Source organism: Brevundimonas sp. CURTG3B2_SDJG, assembly GCF_057364705.1.
The window spans coordinates 1-1,202 of record NZ_JBNFOJ010000492.1; the positions used below are offsets into that span (position 1 = coordinate 1).

Consider the following 1,202-nt stretch of genomic DNA (forward strand, 5'->3'; position numbering starts at 1 on the left):
GCGGCGGACCGCGTCGCCGGGCGCTTCGGCGGTCAGCCCTTGCACGTCGGAGAGGGCCGCGGCGAGCATCGAGGGGCCGCCGAACAAATCGAAGCGCAGCAGATGAATCTGGCCGGATTCGATCGCCGCGGCCGCGGTCTGGTCGTTGACCGTGGTGTGCCGCGCCGCATCCGAGGCGGCCGATGCGGCGCGATCCAGGCTGGCCCTTTCTCCTGTCCGGCGGGCGTGTTCACGCCAGAGGGCGGAGGCGCGCATCCAGCTGTCGAACGGGCGAGGATTGGACACCCGGCCCGCGTCGATGGTCTCGCGCCGGGCCTCGCTGGCGACCAGATCGACGCCGACCAGCTCCAGCCAGCCGAGATCGTCGCTTTCGCGCGCCTTGTCGAAAAGCTTCCTCAGGTCTCGACCGAACTCGAACATGGGCGTGATGTCTCCGGCCGTCCCGCTTCGGGACGAACGACGTGTCCCGGGAGAGTCCTGAGCAAACGCAGCGCCGCGGCGGTGGTTCGACTTGACCGTGCCCCTAGTCGCCCAAGACCTCATGCATCATCGCGCCCAGCTGGCGTGGCGGAGACGAACTCGTCCAACTCGTCGATGACATGTTGGAGGGTCACGCCCCCATCGGTGGTCAGATAGCGTTCGGCATAGACGCTGTCGTCCAGGAAGAGCGCCTTGCCGATGCGGTAGTGGTTGTTGAACCGATCGATCACCGGGGTCAGCTTGGTCCGGTCGGCGGCGTCCATCCCCCAGGTCGCGTAGGCGCTCACGCCCAGGCATCCGGCCGGGCCGCCCTCGACGTCGCAGACGGCCAGCTCGACAGAGAACTTGAAGCCTTCGGCGGTCTCGATGTCGTAGCGGCCGCCTTCGGCCTTCTTCACCGAGGCATAGCCCATCCCGTTCAACAAGGCGGTCATGTCGGAAGGCAGCAGCGAGCGATAGACCTGCGCCTGACCCACCCGCGGCTCCTGCGAGGCGGCGGCGGGGAACGCCGCGAAAGCCATGATCAGGGCCGCGCATGCGGCCACAGAAAGGGAAATCGACTTCATCCCAAGCTCCCCGGATCCCACTGGGAGTCACGCTACGTCCGAGCGTCCCGAGGCGCCAGCGGCGGTGAGGTTTCGTCAGCCCAACCGGGGCGTCCTGGCGCGGCAGCGCTGCAGTTCGGCCCTGGCGGCCGCGTCGCCGGCGCTGAGCAGGCGCAC

At 68.5% G+C, this 1,202-nt stretch carries 1 protein-coding gene and 1 pseudogene; both read right to left on the reverse strand.

The features are described from left to right. Positions 1-420 (reverse strand): annotated as a pseudogene (locus AC2W7C_RS18155) (hypothetical protein); the annotation flags it as partial. Positions 421-539: 119 nt separating this feature from the next. Then, positions 540-1,001: a type III secretion system chaperone family protein gene (locus tag AC2W7C_RS18160; RefSeq protein WP_486002600.1), complete on the reverse strand. Its 462-nt coding sequence runs from the start codon at positions 999-1,001 to the stop codon at positions 540-542. Between the last annotated feature and the right edge of the window lie 201 nt (positions 1,002-1,202).

Excerpts from the sequence above, each read along its gene's own strand:
- AC2W7C_RS18160 (WP_486002600.1), bottom strand. The coding sequence starts at position 1,001 with ATGGCTTTCGCGGCGTTCCCCGCCGCCGCCTCGCAGGAGCCGCGGGTG.